General features: G+C 65.1%; 13 protein-coding genes. 10 read left to right on the top strand and 3 right to left on the bottom strand.

Annotated elements, in window-relative coordinates; all coding sequences use genetic code 11:
- Positions 1-28 precede the first annotated feature (28 nt).
- Positions 29-790, bottom strand: a complete 762-nt coding sequence (locus tag BLW81_RS06215; protein ID WP_066810991.1) for a hypothetical protein — start codon at positions 788-790, stop codon at positions 29-31.
- A 230-nt stretch (positions 791-1,020) separates the two neighbouring features.
- Between BLW81_RS06215 and BLW81_RS06210 the strand changes: the two genes are divergently transcribed.
- The 6 genes from BLW81_RS06210 to BLW81_RS06185 all read left to right on the top strand — a co-directional run bounded on the left by BLW81_RS06210 (position 1,021) and on the right by BLW81_RS06185 (position 7,252).
- Positions 1,021-1,287, top strand: a complete 267-nt coding sequence (locus BLW81_RS06210) for a hypothetical protein (RefSeq protein ID WP_066810988.1) — start codon at positions 1,021-1,023, stop codon at positions 1,285-1,287.
- A gap of 745 nt (positions 1,288-2,032) precedes the next feature.
- Positions 2,033-3,643 carry an IS21 family transposase gene (gene istA / locus BLW81_RS06205; protein ID WP_083406450.1) on the top strand — a complete coding sequence of 537 codons (1,611 nt, stop codon included), beginning with the start codon at positions 2,033-2,035 and terminating at the stop codon, positions 3,641-3,643.
- A gap of 1 nt (position 3,644) precedes the next feature.
- Positions 3,645-4,442: an IS21-like element helper ATPase IstB gene (gene istB / locus BLW81_RS06200; RefSeq protein WP_044482876.1), complete on the top strand. Its 798-nt coding sequence runs from the start codon at positions 3,645-3,647 to the stop codon at positions 4,440-4,442.
- Positions 4,443-4,654: 212 nt separating this feature from the next.
- Positions 4,655-5,500: an SDR family NAD(P)-dependent oxidoreductase gene (locus BLW81_RS06195; RefSeq protein ID WP_083406449.1), complete on the top strand. Its 846-nt coding sequence runs from the start codon at positions 4,655-4,657 to the stop codon at positions 5,498-5,500.
- Positions 5,501-5,575: 75 nt separating this feature from the next.
- Positions 5,576-6,025 carry an SRPBCC family protein gene (locus BLW81_RS06190; RefSeq protein ID WP_083406448.1) on the top strand — a complete coding sequence of 150 codons (450 nt, stop codon included), beginning with the start codon at positions 5,576-5,578 and terminating at the stop codon, positions 6,023-6,025.
- Between the two features lie 66 nt (positions 6,026-6,091).
- On the top strand, positions 6,092-7,252 hold the full coding sequence (locus BLW81_RS06185) for an MFS transporter (protein ID WP_083406447.1): 1,161 nt from the start codon (positions 6,092-6,094) through the stop codon (positions 7,250-7,252).
- 113 nt (positions 7,253-7,365) lie between these two features.
- On the opposite strand, the gene BLW81_RS06180 is transcribed toward BLW81_RS06185, so the two are convergent.
- Positions 7,366-8,262 (bottom strand): NmrA family NAD(P)-binding protein, encoded by an 897-nt coding sequence (locus BLW81_RS06180; RefSeq protein ID WP_083406446.1) that lies wholly within the window; start codon positions 8,260-8,262, stop codon positions 7,366-7,368.
- Positions 8,263-8,271: 9 nt separating this feature from the next.
- Positions 8,272-9,231, bottom strand: a complete 960-nt coding sequence (locus BLW81_RS06175; RefSeq protein WP_083406445.1) for an NmrA family NAD(P)-binding protein — start codon at positions 9,229-9,231, stop codon at positions 8,272-8,274.
- A 169-nt stretch (positions 9,232-9,400) separates the two neighbouring features.
- On the opposite strand from BLW81_RS06175, the gene BLW81_RS06170 reads away from it, so the two are divergent.
- The 4 genes from BLW81_RS06170 to BLW81_RS06155 all read left to right on the top strand — a co-directional run bounded on the left by BLW81_RS06170 (position 9,401) and on the right by BLW81_RS06155 (position 16,088).
- Positions 9,401-10,153: a hypothetical protein gene (locus BLW81_RS06170; RefSeq protein ID WP_197680359.1), complete on the top strand. Its 753-nt coding sequence runs from the start codon at positions 9,401-9,403 to the stop codon at positions 10,151-10,153.
- Between the two features lie 108 nt (positions 10,154-10,261).
- Positions 10,262-10,891, top strand: coding sequence for a TetR/AcrR family transcriptional regulator (locus BLW81_RS06165; protein WP_235632202.1), 630 nt, complete (start codon positions 10,262-10,264; stop codon positions 10,889-10,891).
- 126 nt (positions 10,892-11,017) lie between these two features.
- Positions 11,018-14,485: a carboxylic acid reductase gene (car, locus tag BLW81_RS06160; protein ID WP_083406444.1), complete on the top strand. Its 3,468-nt coding sequence runs from the start codon at positions 11,018-11,020 to the stop codon at positions 14,483-14,485.
- Positions 14,486-14,609: 124 nt separating this feature from the next.
- Positions 14,610-16,088 (top strand): MFS transporter, encoded by a 1,479-nt coding sequence (locus BLW81_RS06155; RefSeq protein WP_083406443.1) that lies wholly within the window; start codon positions 14,610-14,612, stop codon positions 16,086-16,088.
- Positions 16,089-16,215 lie beyond the last annotated feature (127 nt).

The following is a 16,215-nucleotide window of genomic DNA, read 5'->3' as shown; positions in this document are numbered from 1 at the left end:
GGCAGGAGCGGCGGACGGCAGCCCCGTGTCATCGCTTGAGAGTGGTGAATCCTCCGGTACGCCAGTGACGAAACGTCACGCCTGTCCCAACTGCGGCGTGGGCTCTGCGGAATGCGGCAGCAACCCCAAGCCCGGACAAAAGGTGATTGGCAAAGAAGCTCTGGCCGAATAGCGACGCGGCCGCAGAGTGCACAAGCTGAAAGGGAGCGATGTAATCGGTGCAAACGCTGCTGGCGCTGAAGGGACTCGCGAACGCCGCGCGCCCGGTGAGGCAAGTCAGCGATATGACCACCTTCGGTGGGCTTTTCGGCGCCGCGCCTGCAAGCATGGTCCCGAATCGATCGCCACCGACTGGCGCATCGAGATCCAAGAAGTTCAGACTGTCGGCGTTGCCGTGACCTATCAAGACTATGTGGCTGGTCCTCGGTGCAAGTTCTGCCCACACCGCGCAGATTTCAGTAGAGGTTCGTACCTCACGTAGGACTACTGCATCAGGTTCGAGGAGTAGCCGCAGGTAGTGCATCATTGATTTCGCCAATGGGTCTAGCGCGTTCAGCTCGGTCTTGAAGTCTCCGATTCGGATGACACCGATTCCGAGGTTCTTGCGATGCACCAACCTCGATGCGACCTCGATGTCGTTGCCATGCTCGTCCTGAAGGTTGATGCGTACAGAGCGAGCTTTTTGCTCCAGCACCTTTGCTCGGCGTAGCGCGAAGTTCTGTGCCGCGGGATTAGGTAGAAGGCGTGAGGGTACGAAGACCTGCTCGTTGACCTTGAACTTCGTAGTCATTCGCAGCCCGCACCTTTCGTACGGCGAAAGATCGGTTGACTGTTGACCGATCCTGCGTGCATGTCCACAAGACTGCCATCCGCATCCGGCAGTCAGCGCCTACTTGACCGGCATGTTCTCAAAGTAGCCAGTTGTGTAGGCAAATCGACCTACGGGCTAACTGAGCGTCTACGACCTGTGGTCCACATTGCGGGCTGAATGTCGAAGCGCCGCTCGGTAACATCACAGCAATGATGGATCAAGAGGTCGATGAGAACGGCTTCTCCTTCTTTGAGTACGAGCACTACCCGCCGATTGGCGGTCGGGGAGGCGAGCAGTATGAAGTCTTCGTGACCCGCTATTACGACCGTACGAAAGGTGATGGGTCGGACCGGTTACACGACAACATCATCGACGGGCCGTTTAAAGCCAGAGGGAAGACCCTGCAAGAGGCGTGGGAGAAGTCTGCAGATCTTGCGCGTCAGTGGGCAAAGGACCAGCCCGTGGAACGTAGCTAGGCTACTTTGTCCTCGAGGTAAGGCGGCGTGGAGTCAGCGCAGGGGTACAAGTTCGCGAGCAGCGAACTCGGCGCGCAAATTGGCAACCGGAAGTACAGGCACTAGGCGCACTTCGCGACTCCGCCGGAGGACGAGATTCACGAAGCAAGACTGGACACAGGGAGAGCCAGTCGGCAACTGGTGCGCCCGCCTCCGGAAGGGGTGAGAGCGTCACACACTCTGACCTGGCGTTTGCAACGAAGATTAACAAGCTCTTGCGACACGCCCGAGTTTTGTCAAAGTAGGCAGGCGAGTCCTGTCAATCTTCGTTGCATCTCTACACTTGTGTGACTTCTCACGCGTCGTGACCAAATCCCGTCCGGAATGACCAACTGCTGACGACCAAGCGTGAAAGAGGTTCGCGGTTCAATACGTCGTCCGGACATGTGGGGCCAACCCCACAACGGGGTTGGGGGCTAGCACTGCTTGGGGCGTTGTGCCAGCAGGGCTGACAGATTGGTCGTGCTCGCCGAAAGATAGTTGGCGTCAGAGGAGATCGAATCTGGAGGATACCCAGTGCTCGGACGTGACTTTCAAGCGGTGTTGTCGTCTGCCATGAGGATGGGACCAGTGTGACCTGATTTTTGCCAGGGTGATGGGACCACCTGGATTGCCAGTTATGGGACCACCGGCGCGTCGCGTCGGTGGTCTTTTCATTTGTTCGTTCGATCGCCGTGACGGCTCAAGGTCACGGAGGTCGGCGGGCATGGCTTTTCGGGAGGTCAGTGTGAATGAGATCAGGGAAGTGCTGCGGGTGTGGCTGGGGGTGGTGGGACTGCCGGCGCCGGGGTACCGCAGCATTGCCGCGCATTGCGGCCTGGACCGCAAGACGGTGCGCCGCTACGTCGAGGCCGCCCAGGCGGCGGGTTTGCGTCGCGACGACGACGTCAGCGCGGTCGATGATGCGTTGATCGGGATGGTTGCCGAGGCGGTGCGTCCGGTGCGCCCCGATGGCCACGGGGCGGCGTGGGAGCAGCTGGTGGGCTTCGAAGATCAGATCACCGCCTGGGTGGCCGGCACCGGTGAGCATCGGCCGTTGACGGTCACGAAGATCCACACCCTGTTGGCCCGGCAGGGGTGTGTGGTGCCGTATCGGACGTTGCACCGATTCGCCAGCCAGCGTTGCGGTTTCGGCCGCAAAGACCTCACGGTGCGGGTCGCTGATGGCGATCCCGGAGTGGAGTGCCAGGTCGACTTCGGCTACCTGGGGATGCTCACCGACGCTGCTGACGGGCGCCGCCGCAAGGTGCACGCGCTGATCTTCACCGCGGTGTACTCCCGGCACATGTTCGTGTGGTTGTCGTACTCGCAGACCCTGGCCGCGGTGATCGCAGGCTGCGAGGCGGCCTGGGAGTTCTTCGGCGGGGTGTTCGCCGTGCTGATCCCCGACAATCTCAAGCCGGTGATCGCCGACGCGGACGCGGTCAACCCGCAGTTCAGCCAGGGCTGGCTGGATTACGCCGGGCATAGCGGGTTTCTGACCGACCCCGCCAGGGTGGCCTCGCCGAAAGACAAGCCACGGGTGGAACGCGCCGTGCAGTACGTGCGGCGAAACTTCTGGGACGGAGAAACATTCACCAGTCTGCAGCAGGCGCAGGACGCCGCCACAGCGTGGTGTCGTGACACTGCGGGCACCCGCACCCACGGCACCACCTGCGCACGCCCGCTGGAGGTGTTCACCGACGAAGAGCAGCCCCGGCTGTTGGCGGTGCCGCAGGTCTATGACGTGCCGGTGTTCAAGAGGGTCAAGGTCCACCGCGACTTCCACGCCGAGGTCGCCAAGGCCCTGTATTCGCTGCCCGAATGCTGGATCGGTCAGTACCTGGACGTGCGCGCCGACACCGAGCTGGTGAAGTTCTATCGCCGCGGCGTGCTGGTCAAGGTCCATCCCCGCCAACCGGCCGGTGGGCGCAGCACCGACCCCGCTGATCTGCCCGAACACAAGACCGGCTACGCGCTGCGTGATGTGGCGGCGTTGATCGCCACCTGCGCCTCCCACGGCCCCAACGTCGGGATCTACGCCGAACGCATCCTCGATGACCGGCTGCCCTGGACGAAGATGCGTACCGTCTACCGGCTGCTGGGTCTGGTGCGCCGCTACGGCGCCGACCGGGTCGAACAGGCCTGTTCATTGTCGCTGGATCTCGATGTCGTCTCGGTGAACAAGATCGCCTCCATGCTGGAGCGCGCCACCGAGACCAGCTCCCCGGCCCTGCCGAAAGCGGTCGGTCACACCGCGACCCGCTTCGCCCGTGATCCTTCCGAATTCAACTCCACCCCAACATCATTGACCATCTTTTCCGAGGAGAACCGCTGACATGACTACCACCGCCCGTGGAGCTACCGACCCGATCGGCGCTGATCTGCTCCGACTGCTCAAAGCCCTCAAGCTCGGTGCACTGGCTGACACCCTGCCCGAACGCGCCGCCTTGGCCCGACAACACAAACTCAGCCACATCGGCTTCCTGGAAACACTGCTGGCTGACGAGGTCTCCCGACGCGAATCCCGCTCCGCGGCACTACGAGCGGCCAAAGCCGGACTCGATCCGAGCATGCGGTTTGACACCTGGACCGCCCACGACGACCTGCGCTATGACCGCACCCTGCTCGGTGATCTCACCTCGCTACGGTTCCTCGATGCCGGCCAGTCCGCGATCGTCCTCGGGCCCGTCGGCGTCGGCAAGACCCATCTGGCAACAGCATTGGGCCACATGGCTATTCGCCGCCGCCACACCGTCGTTTTCGGCCGCGCCGACAAACTGTTCACCCGGCTACGCGCCGCCCGCCTGGACCACACCGTCGACGCAGAGATCCGCCGACTGGCCGCCGTCGACGTTCTGATCATCGACGACTTCGCGCTACGCCCCCTCGACGCCACCGAAACCAGCGACTTCTACGAAATCGTCGTCGAGCGCCACCGCGCCAAGACCACCATCATGACGTCGAACCGCGAGCCCGCCGAATGGCTGACCATGACCGCCGACACCCTGCTGGCCCAATCAGCCATCGACCGACTGACCTCCGCCGCGCACACCCTGGTCATCGAAGGACCGTCCTACCGCCAACGAACCCGCCCTCAGCTTGACCCAGACCCCGCCGACAAGCATCCTCAATAACGCGCCACGGTGGTCCCATCCCCCTGGCAATCAGGTGGTCCCATCACCCTGGCAAGCGACAGGTGTCGACGTCTGTTGCCCGAACACAGTCGATACGACCGCCCGCCCACCAAGTACCGCTATTGCGGGCGAGACTTCGGCATTCGTCGGCGACGAGCAGTCGGAGTGACCGGGCGACTTCGGGGACAACCCATAATTAACGGAGGCAAATCATGTCTGTATGGCTCATCACAGGCGCATCACGTGGACTGGGGCGTGAAATCGCCACGGCTGCTTTATCGGCGGGGCACACCGTGATCGCGGGGTCGCGCGATGTCGGGGCCGGCGCCGCAGCGTTGCCTGCCCACCCTGCCATGACCGTCGTTGAACTCGACGTCACTGCCCCCACCCAGGTTTGCGCCGCGGTCGAGCACGGTATCGCCAGGTATGGCGCGATCGATGTGCTTGTCAACAACGCCGGGTACAGCATCCTCGGCGCGGTCGAGGAGCTCAGCGACGCTGAGACGCTAGCGATGTTCGACACGAACGTCTTTGGCGTGCACAGGATGATCCGCGCTGTGTTGCCCCACATGCGGCGCAAGAACAGCGGACGCATACTGAATATCGGATCGGTCGGCGGCTTCGCCGCGGTAGCCTCATCCGGTCTCTACGGTGCCACCAAGTTCGCAGTTGAGGCCATCACCGAGGCGCTGGATCTCGAACTCAAGGGTACCGGCGTTTCGGCGACCGTGATCGAGCCCGGCGCCTTCCGTACCGACTTCCTATCCCCGCGCAGCGTCCGCTTCGCAAACGTCGTGATCGACGACTACGCAGCGACCGCAGGCGCTGCACGCCAGGCCTTTTCAAGCTACGACGGCGGTCAACGGGGAGATCCAGTCAAGGCCGCGGCGGCGATCCTCACGATAGCCGGTGCCGAACCAGCCCCGCTGCGCGTGCAACTTGGCGCGGATTGCATCGCGCGGGTGGAGCGCAAACTGCTCGACGTCAGCGAAGAGATGGGGCGCTGGCGAGCCCTGGCGGAATCCACCGACTTCAGCGATGTGCTGATCAACGAGTAGCGAACTACCCGCGCCAGCCCGTACCGACTGACTGGTATACAGCCATCCCCCTTCAAATCAAGGAGCTTTCCCATCATGACCACCGTCTACTTCAGCAAGGTCCTGCGCGCACCGTTGCCACGGGTGTGGGAAGTCGTCAGCGACTTCGGCTCGTTGCCGATGTGGTTCCCGTTCGTCACGGCCAGCGATCTGGTGCCCGCTGGGGCGCCGCGCCAGGTCGGAGCGGTCCGCACCAACCAGATTGACGACGGCACCGCAGTAGTCGAGAAGCTGACTGAGTTGTCCGACCGGGACCATCGAATCAGCTACGACGTCATCGGCGGCGACGCTCCAGTGCGCAACTACAGTGCCACTCTCACTGTCTATGAAGTTTCCGACACCGCAACCTGTTTCGTCACCTGGATCGCCTCTTTCGACGCAGCCGGCGACGCCGAGTCCGTAGCAGAGTGGGTGCGCAACGGCATCTTTCGAGACTGTCTCGCGGCGCTGGAGAAGACCCTGTTGCCGACTGCGGCAGCGAGCTGACTGTCCGGTGTCCCGCCGCCGTCCGCTCACCGCAGTACTCGTCTGCATAACTCGTTTCACCTCGCCATGCCGACCCGTCTGACTGTCCTGTTCGCGATCGCCGGTGGCGTCGCGGTCGGCAATCTCTACTACAGTCAGCCGCTGTTGCACCTCATCGGCACCGACCTCCACGTCGATACCGCCCACGCCGGGCTGTTGGTGACTGGAACCCAAATCGGCTACGCCCTTGGTGTTCTCCTTCTGGTACCTCTCGGCGACAGCCACAATCGGCGCGCCCTGATCCCCGCTCTCATGACGCTGTCCGCGGGCGCCCTCGTTGCGTCCGCGGTGGCGCCCACCCTGGTCAGCCTGGCGGCGGCTAGCGTCATGCTGGGGCTGACGACGGTCTCGGGCCAACTGCTCACCCCACTGGCCGGCGACCTCGCCGAGGACCGCGACCGCGGTCGCGTCGTCGGGATCGTCGTGTCGGGGTTGATCACCGGGATCCTGGTTTCCCGCATAGCCAGCGGTGTCATTGCCAGCGCCTGGGGATGGCGTTCGGTGTTCGTCATCGCCGCAGTTCTTACCGCCATACTGGCGGCGGTGTTGTATGTGCAGATCCCGTCCCTGAACCCCAAGACCAGAATTCGCTATCCCACCCTGCTGAAGTCGGTCGTCACTCTACTGGTGTCCGAACCCAAGCTTCGCGTCACCGCGGTTTTGGGCGCTACGGGATTTGCCGCGTTCACGATGTTCTGGACTGCGCTGACACTTCTGCTCAGCAGCGAACCCTACGGATTCTCCGCCTGGCAGGTCGGTCTCTTCGGCATCGCTGGTCTTGTGGGTGCGCTGGCCGCCCAAGGCGCGGGCCGGCTTCACGATCGCGGTCACAACGTCGCCGCCACCGGCTGCTGTTGGGTCATCGCGGCCGTCGCATGGGTGGCAACCGCGTTCGAACGGGATGTGCTTGCAGTCATGATCTGCGCGACTATCGTGTTCGACATCGCGATCCAGGGCCTCAACATTCTCAATCAGTCACGTGTCTTCGCCCTTTCAGCCGCGGCTCGCAGCCGAATCAACACCGCGTACGTGACGTCCAATTTCGTCGGAGGCGCGCTGGGCTCGCTGGCCGCCGCCATTCTGTGGAATGCCGGTGGATGGACAGCCGTCGCGATAGCCGGAGCAGCGCTCTGCGCTTGTGGGTGGGCGGTGTGGCTAACTACCCGACGCGGTGCCCTCGCCGACTAAACCCGAGGCTGCCGCTGCCTCAAAAACCGTCGCAGCAACAAGATACCGGGATGTTCGTGCTCACTCACGGGACTGGGGTTCATGGCGGCGCCTCCTTGGTCAGGCCGTGGGATTCACACCGCGTGCCGCGGATCGTTGAATGCATCGGGATTGCGTGTCACGAACTGCTCAACGGACATCGGTTTGGTCCCGGTGAGGGTTTCGACTGCATCTGTGGCCCCGGCAAATAGGCCGGCGCGGTAGTCCACGACGACATTGCTCAGATGCTGGGCCAGATAGGCCGGGCTGTTGAGCATGTGCAGTGCGGTGACCCAGGCGTCTCCGGCGACGGACTCGAAATGCACGGGCCGCGACATTGCTCGTGCTAGGGCCTCGGCGATGTCGTCGTGATTCATGTCGACAGGTCCGGTCATGGAGTAGGTCGCGCCAGCGTGCGGATGTGGGTTCTGCAGTACCGCTACCGCGGCCCGTGCCAGATCTTGGCTGGCCAGCGGGGCGTGACGGCCGTGTCCCATCGGCAGGCGCAGCACGCCACCGCGGCGGGTGTAGACCCCGAAGGTAGTCAGCCATTCGGCGAACAGCGTGGCCCGCAGGTGGGTGACTGACAGCGGACTCCAGTTCAGCACCTGTTCGGCCAGCCAGTGGGCCCTGGCTGCTGCGCTGCCGGCGTCGCGGCGGACCGCGAGTTGTGACACATTGACCACCTCGGTGACGCCAACGTGGGCGGCGGCTTCGGCGAAGATGGCGGTGGCCTCCACCAGACCCGGCTGCAGCGGGTACACCCACAGCGCCCGCGTAGCGCCGTCCATCGCCGCGGTGAGCGCGTCGACGTCGAACAGGTCTGCTCTCACCACGGTCGCGCCGGCGGCGCTCAGCGCCGCCGAGCGGGCATCGGTGCGGTGCACGATCGCGGTGACGCTGCACCCCCAGCCTAACAGGATACGTACCGCGTGGCCGCCCACCCTGCCGGTTGCGCCGGTCACCAGATAGGACGGGTGCAAGAGCTGCACTGGAGTGCCCTACCCCGCTGCCACGGTGGTGGACTCGTCGGCCGGCGCCCACTCGGCGCGGTGTGAGGCGAGGAAGTCTCGCATCGTCACCGGCGCACGACCGAGCACGGCCTGCAGGGCGTCCCAGTCCGCGGGGAATGCCGGCGCGCCCGCCGATACTGCGTGCCCGATCGATGAGATGTGCTGCGCCATGGCCGGATTGACCACATGCGCGCCGTCGGTTTGGGACAGGTCGATCAGCTCCTGACGCCAGTGTTCTTGGGTGACCGGCTCGAAGGTGATCGGGGTCCCGGCGATCTCGGACATCATCGCCGCAATGGCGGTGTGACTGTAGGCCTGCGAGCCGCGCGGGTACACCACCGCTGTCTCGAACCGTTCTGGATGCAGCAGCGCTGCCACGCCGAGTTCGGCGGCATCGCGTCCACTGATCCACGGCATCGCCACGTCGCTGAACGAGTTGCGGAAGGCGTGTTCACGGCGAATCGACTGCGAATGCAACACCAGAAGGTTTTCGTGAAACAGTGCCGCCACCCGCAGGACCAGCAACTCCAGGCCGGCCCACTCCATCACCTGCTCAGCCAGCCACTGCGCTTTGCCCAAATCGCTGGGATGGTCGGGTTGCGCGGGCCCCATGGACATCACCACTGTGCGCGGCCTGCGACCTACCTCGCGCACCGCCGCGGCGTAGGTCGCTGCGGCGGTCACCACACCGGCAGCGATGGGGTAGGTGAAGTAGGCGAGGTCCACCTCCTGCAACGCGGCGGCCAGGCTAGCGCGGTCGAACAGATCACCGACGACCACCTCGGCGCCGAGTGCTTCCAGCTTCTCGGTGCGCTCACTGCGAGTGCGTGCCAGGACCCGGACAGCGCGGCCCTCCGCCCGCAACCGCCCCACCAGATATTCACCGGTGTTGCCGTGACGGCCCGTGGCGCCGATCACCAGGATGGGGTTCGTCGGATCCGAAGTCATTGTTCTCCATACAGTCAGCGCGCTAGCAGTGGAGCGCAGTGGATTGACGCACCTGTGGTGCGCCACGATGGACAGCCCAGCGCAGAGCAAGTCTCGGCGCGGTGCATCTGTCACCGGTGACGGTACCTACCTCCCCACCAGCCAGATGTAAACCGATCGGTGTGATTAGATGGTCGGCATGACGACGACTCGCCCCACGACCCTCCTCGGAGACGCTCTCGATGCCCACGGTGGCCTCACTCGGTGGAACGGCCTGCGCAACGTCGAAGCATCACTGGTGAGCGGCGGTCTGCTCTACGACCTCAAAGGCCAACCCAGCGACCGCGCCGCCCGACAGATCCGCGTGACGCTGCGGGAGGTTTACACAGCGTTGCGCCCTTTCGGCGCTCGCGACCAGAGCATGGTGTACACCTGCGCACGCACGGTGATCGAGAAGACCGACGGCACCGTCGTCGCCGACGTCGCCACCGACGACGTGCGACGCAGCTTCGCCGGGCATACCCTCACCACAGCCTGGAATCCGTTGCAGCGCGCCTTTTTCAGTGGCTACGCCCTGTGGACCTACCTGAACAGCCCGTTCCTGTTGGCCCGCCCGGATGTGGAGCTCTACCCCGTGCCTGCCGTCGAACATCACGGCGAGGCGCTACCGGGTATCGGCGTCGTCTTTCCACCCAGCGTGCCCACTCACAGCCGCCATCAGCGGTTCTACTTCGGGCCTGACCGGCTGCTGCGCCGCCACGATTACCGGGTTGACATCGCCGGCGCGTTCCCCGCCAGCCAGTATCTCGGCGACTACACCACCGCCGCGGGCCTGGCGGTGCCGACCACGCGCCGGGCCTACCGCGCCACCGACGACGGCCAGACCGTGTGGGAGGAACTGATGGTGGACATGGCATTCAGCGATATCGCGTTCACGGCGTGACGCTTCCACCACGACGCACCATCAACGCCGCGCAGAAAGCCGCCATTTCACCGGACGTCGTGATATCACCCACCGTCGACGTCGTTGACCTCAAGTACACCGCTCGGTATGGTTGGCATCATGAGCACACCACCGGTGGTCACGCGCAAAGGCCGCGGCGCGCGGGAGCGCATCACCACCGCCGCCGCCACACTGTTCTACCGACACGGCATCCACGCCACCGGTATCGAAGCACTGATCCAGGAGGCACAGGTCTCCAAACGCACCTTCTATCAACACTTCACAAGCAAGAACGAACTCGTCGAGCACTATCTGCGTGGCATCGATGAAACCGGCGGGTCGCCCATGGAACGACGACTCGATATCGACGGACTCGCGCCACGCGAGCGGCTCCTGGCCATCTTCGACACCAAGACCACCGCCCGGTTCCGCGGCTGCCCGTTCCACAATGCCGTCGTCGAATCCGCCGGAGAACTCTCCGGCGCCGAAAACATTGTCCGCGCCCACAAGCAGGACTTCGCCGACCGGCTGACTGCCGTGGCGACCGCCGCCGGCGCCAACGACCCCTGGCTGCTCGCCCAGCAGATCCTCGTGCTTTTCGAAGGCGCCACCGCGTTGGCCACCACACTGAACGACACCGCACCGATGGTTCACGCCCGGGCAGCAGCGGCCCAGCTGATCGACACCGCGTGTAGCCACACATCTGTCCCTGAAACCGGAACTGCAACAACGACTTAAAAGGCTTCACGCCCGCACCCGCCCAGCAGGGGCGACGTCCTCCCCTGCCCTGAAGAACGAAGCCACCATGAGCACCGAAACAACACACCCGCCGACACGACCACACCCGATGATCACCGTCAGTCGCTGGCACGTCGGGTCGCCGAGCTGCGTCGCACCGACGCGCAATTCCGGGCCGCGCAACCCGACCCCGGCGTGCTCGCCGCCGCGGCGTTGCCCGGACTCCGGTTGGCCGAGATCCTCGACACCCTGATGCGCGGATACTCCGAGCGCCCACTGCTGGGATTTCGTAGCCGGACTGACCACCCCACCTCACAGATCACCGCCGGCGGTGCGCACTTCGACACGGTGACGCGGCAACAGTTCTGGGTCCATGTTCAGGCGGTGTCGGCCGCCCTGAGCATCGCCGTCGCCGAACCGGTCGCCCCCGGCGAGTTCATGGCCATCATCGGCTTCTCCAGCCCCGACTACCTCACCCTCGACATGGCGTGCGCCTACCTGGGACTGGTCTCAGTGCCGTTGCAGCACAACGCCCCCGCTACCACGCTGGCCCCGATCATCGCCGAAACCGCGCCCACCGTGCTGGCCGCCAGCGCCGACTACCTCGACCTGGCACTGCACGTCGCTTCCGGACACGACGCATTACGTCACCTGGTGGTCTTCGACTATCAACCCGGGTTGCCACGCCACCGTCAAGCCCTCGAACAAGCCCGGCGGCAGCTGAGCCCGCGCGGCGTGCACGTCCACACCCTCGACACCCTCCTCGCCGACGGTGCCACCCACACCCCACCACCGCTCTACACCGACGGCACCCCCGACCGGCTGGCCATGATCCTCTACACCTCCGGCTCTACCGGCACCCCCAAAGGCGCCATGTTCACCGAGGACATGCTCTGCCGCATCTGGTCCTCACGCGGCTTCGCGATCACCGACGACCCGGTGATCAACCTGAACTTCATGCCGCTGAATCACCTCGGCGGCCGCATGCCGATCCTGTCGGCCATCCAATCCGGCGGCACCAGCTACTTCGTCGCCGAACCCGACCTGTCCACCCTCTTCGACGACCTCGCCCAGGTGCGGCCCACCGAACTGGCCTTGGTGCCGCGCATCGTCGACATGTTGTATCAGCACTACCTGACCACGGTGGACCGGCTGCGCGCAGACGGGCTCGACGCCGGCGCCGCGCACGCCGCGGCCACCGTCGACCTCCGTGACACCGTGCTCGGAGGCCGCGTGGTCAGCGGATTCATCGCCACCGCACCACTGGCCCCGGAGATGCGCGACTTCCTGCACGACACCCTCGACGTCCACATCGTCGACAGCTACGGCCTCACCGAAGCCGGGCCCGTCGCCCGCGACGGCCACCTCGTCCGCCCGCCGATCGTGGACTACAAACTCGTCGACGTCCCCGAACTGGGCTACTACACCACCGACCAGCCCCACCCCCGCGGTGAACTGCTGATCAAGTCGACCATCCTGTTCCCCGGCTACTACCAACGCCCCGACGTGACCGCCACCGTGTTCGACGCTGACGGTTTCTACCGCACCGGCGACGTCATGGCCGAGATCGCCCCCGACCACCTGGTCTACCTCGACCGCCGCAACAACGTCCTCAAACTGTCCCAAGGCGAATTCGTCGCCATCGCCCACCTGGAAGCCGTCTACAGCGCCGCACCCGGCGTGCGGCAGATTTTCGTCTACGGCAACAGTGAACGCCCCAACCTGCTGGCCGTCGTCGTCCCCACCGACGAAGCCCTACAGCGCTACGGCAACGGCGAAACCCTGCGCACCCAACTCCACCGGGCGCTGCAAGACACCGCCAAAGCCACCCAACTGCAGTCCTACGAGATCCCCACCGACTTCCTCATCGAAACCACGCCGTTCACCGCCGCCAACGGCCTACTCTCCGGCGTCGGGAAACTGCTGCGCCCCAACCTCAAAGCTCACTACGCGGCCCGCCTCGAAACCCTGTACACCGACCACGCCGCCGCCCAAGCCGAACACCTGCAGAGTCTGCGCCAAGGCGTCCACGACCGCCCCGTCATCGACACCCTGCTCGCCGCCGTACGCATCATCCTCGGCGTCCCGGACCCCACCCCGGATGCGCACTTCACCGACCTCGGCGGCGATTCCCTGTCCGCGCTCACACTGAGCACCCTGCTCACCGACCTCTTCGGCACCGACATCTCCGTCGGAACCATCATCAACCCCGCCACCAACCTGGCCACCCTCGCCCAACACCTCGACCAACTACGGACCAGCACCGCGACCCGACCCACCGCCGCCACCGTGATCGGCGCCGACACCGCGGCCCTGCACGCCGCGGACCTCACCCTCGAGAAGTTCATCGACCGCACCACCCTCGACGCCGCGGCCGACCTGCCCCGCGCCGCCGACCAACCCCACACCGTGCTCATCACCGGCGCCAACGGCTGGCTGGGCCGCTTCCTCACCCTGGACTGGCTCGAACGGCTCGCAGAGCGCGGCGGCACCCTCATCGCGCTGGTCCGCGGCCGCGACCACGAACACGCCCGCGCCCGCCTCACCCAGGTCTACGCCACCGATCCTGAACTGCAGGACCGTTTCACCGCACTGGCAGACGGGCACTTGGAGGTCCTGGCCGGCGACATCAGCGAACCCAACCTCGGCCTCGACGAGACCACCTGGAACCGTTTGGCGCACACCGTTGATCGCATCGTGCACCCCGCCGCGCTGGTCAACCACGTTCTGCCCTACCGGCAATTGTTCGAACCGAATGTGCTCGGCACCGCCGAGCTGATCCGGCTGGCCCTGACCCACCGCATCGCCGCCATCGACTACCTGTCCACAATCGCCGTCGCCGTCACCGTCGCACCCGAACGGTTCCTCGAAGACGGCGACATCCGCGCCGTCAGCCCGACCCGGCCCCTCAACGACGACTACGCCAACGGCTACGCCAACAGCAAATGGGCCGGTGAAGTGCTGCTCCGCGAAGGCCACGACCTGTGCGGGCTGCCCGTGGCGGTGTTCCGTTCCGACCTCATCCTGGCGCACAGCCGCTACCGCGGGCAGCTCAACCTGCCCGACATGTTCACCCGACTGCTGTTCAGCGTCTTGGCCACCCACACCGCGCCGCACTCCTTCTATCTCAGCGACCCCGACGGATCCCGTGCGCGTGCCCACTACGACGGCCTACCAGTCGATTTCGTCGCTGACGCCATCACCACACTGGGCGCCACCCACACCGCGGGTTACACCTCGTTCGACGTGATGAACCCCCACGACGACGGTGTATCACTCGATGTGTTCGTCGACTGGCTCATCGATGCCGGCCACCCGATCCAACGCATCACCGACCACACCGAATGGCTGCACCGATTCGAAACCGCGCTCCGGCAACTACCCGACGCCCAACGCCAACAATCCGTGCTCCCACTACTGCACGCCTTCGCCAAACCAGAACCACCTCTGCGAGGCGCCGCAGCACCCACCGGCGTATTCCACACCGCGGTCCGCGCCGCCCACATCGGTGCTGAACACGACATACCGCACATCACCGCCGCGCTCATCACCAAATACATCGATGACCTCCGACAGCTGGAGCTGTTGCCGTGACCCGCAACCCGACACCGCCCCCTGAAACCACAAACACGAAAGCACGCACATTCTCAGCGCTGCAACGCGTCTCAGCCAGGCCGCCGAGCGCGGTCCGTGACCACTCGAAACAGCAAAGGCGTCGATGACTGCCACCGAAACTGCGCTCGCGCCTCGACAGCAAATGCGAACAGCGGCGGTCGTCGTGGTCATCTCCGTGGCTACCTTCCTCGCCAGCCTCGACCTCTTCATCGTCAACCTGGCCTTGCCGGAGATCCAAGACGGCTTCCCGGGCCACGACCTCGCCGCGGCATCCTGGATCCTCAACGCGTACACCATCATTTTTGCCGCATTCCTGAACCCCGCAGGACGATTCGGGGACCGCTACGGACACCGCAAGGTGTTCCTCTTCGGTCTCGCGGTATTCACTGTCGCGTCCGCAGCGTGTGGACTAGCACCGTCGCTAGAAGCGCTCGTTGCCGCCCGCGCCATTCAAGCGGCCGGCGCGGCCATGCTGATGCCCACCTCACTGGCCCTCCTGCTCGCCGCGGTCTCCGAGGCGCACCGCGCCACCGCAGTAAGCACCTGGGCAGCAATCGGCGCCTCAGCAGCCGCATTGGGCCCACCTGTCGGCGGTGCGCTCGTGGACCTGTCGTGGCGGTGGGTGTTCTACATCAACCTTCCGATCGCCATCATCGCCCTAGCCGTCGGACCGTGGATCCTCAACCGGACACCACAATCTGGATCCGGAACCCCCGACCTCGTAGGCGCGGCGCTGCTCACCGTGGGTGTCGGCGCCATCGTCGGCGCCCTGATCACGCTCCCCACCAACGGCTGGAAACACCCCGCAGTGTGGGTTCCCCTCGCCGTCGCCGTCTTCGCTCTGGCGCTGACGGTATTGCGCTCGCGGCGACACCATCACCCAGCACTGGACCTCGCCGCGCTCGCGGTCGGCCCGTTGTGGACGAGTTGTGTTGCCCTGCTGATGTTCACCGCAGCATTCGGCGCGATGCTCCTCGGCAACGTTCTGTTCCTCACCGATGTCTGGCACCTGCCCCCGCAGATCGCCGGCCTTGGCCTCGCGCCCGGACCTGCGGCGGCGGTACTGATTTCGCTGACCGTCGCCAGCCGCCTGATCCGCCGCTTCGGCGTGGGACCCGTCGCAGCCGTCGGCTCACTCAGCTTCGCGACCGGCGCCATCAGTTGGCTGTGGCTGGCCGGCCCCGACCCTGACTACATCCACACTTTCTTCCCAGGCCAAATGTTCACCGGCGCGGGCGTCGGACTCGTCATACCCAGCTTGTCTGCAGTCGTCGCCGTCTCTTTACCCCAGCACCGATGGGGAGCAGGCTCCGCGCTGGTCAACACTGCCCGCCAAATCGGCATCGCGCTCGGCACGGCGATCACCATCCTGCTCTGCCAGCCCACGATCGACCTCACCGCCATCCGGCATGGGTGGATCTTCCTCGCCGCCAGCGCAACAACAGCAGCAGTCACCGCCGCCGCTGCAGCCGCCTACTGGCGTGACTACACCACCCAGACACGGCGATTCACACTCAGAGCCGCCCGTCCGTCGCGGAGAGCAACCGTAGACGGCCAGACGGCCTCGCCACACATTGAATAGCCCCGAGCCAGATCGGTGCGAAGTCGGACGACGATGTGTTGAAACACTCGAGTGAATCGGGATGCGTCGAATCATGAAGGTCTGGCACTGTTAGGACAAGTAGGACACCAACGTGCGGCGCACCGAA

This window comes from Mycolicibacterium rutilum (assembly GCF_900108565.1).
Classification (GTDB): domain Bacteria; phylum Actinomycetota; class Actinomycetes; order Mycobacteriales; family Mycobacteriaceae; genus Mycobacterium; species Mycobacterium rutilum.
The sequence above is the reverse complement of the archived record's forward strand: the minus strand, read 5'-3'. Positions and strand labels throughout refer to the sequence as shown.